Genomic DNA, 513 nt, shown 5'->3' on the forward strand with positions numbered 1-513 from the left:
TGAGACAGGTGCTGCATGGCTGTCGTCAGCTCGTGTTGTGAAATGTTGGGTTAAGTCCCGCAACGAGCGCAACCCTTATCCTTTGTTGCCAGCGGTTCGGCCGGGAACTCAAAGGAGACTGCCAGTGATAAACTGGAGGAAGGTGGGGATGACGTCAAGTCATCATGGCCCTTACGAGTAGGGCTACACACGTGCTACAATGGCATATACAAAGAGAAGCGACCTCGCGAGAGCAAGCGGACCTCATAAAGTATGTCGTAGTCCGGATTGGAGTCTGCAACTCGACTCCATGAAGTCGGAATCGCTAGTAATCGTAGATCAGAATGCTACGGTGAATACGTTCCCGGGCCTTGTACACACCGCCCGTCACACCATGGGAGTGGGTTGCAAAAGAAGTAGGTAGCTTAACCTTCGGGAGGGCGCTTACCACTTTGTGATTCATGACTGGGGTGAAGTCGTAACAAGGTAACCGTAGGGGAACCTGCGGTTGGATCACCTCCTTACCTTAAAGAA

General features: G+C 52.0%; 1 rRNA gene. It reads left to right on the forward strand.

The features are described from left to right. Positions 1 to 503: ribosomal RNA gene (locus ACH1XZ_RS23195) — 16S ribosomal RNA — on the forward strand; the annotation flags it as partial. Between the last annotated feature and the right edge of the window lie 10 nt (positions 504 to 513).

Source organism: Kluyvera chengduensis, assembly GCF_044197065.1.
GTDB lineage: Bacteria > Pseudomonadota > Gammaproteobacteria > Enterobacterales > Enterobacteriaceae > Kluyvera > Kluyvera ascorbata_C.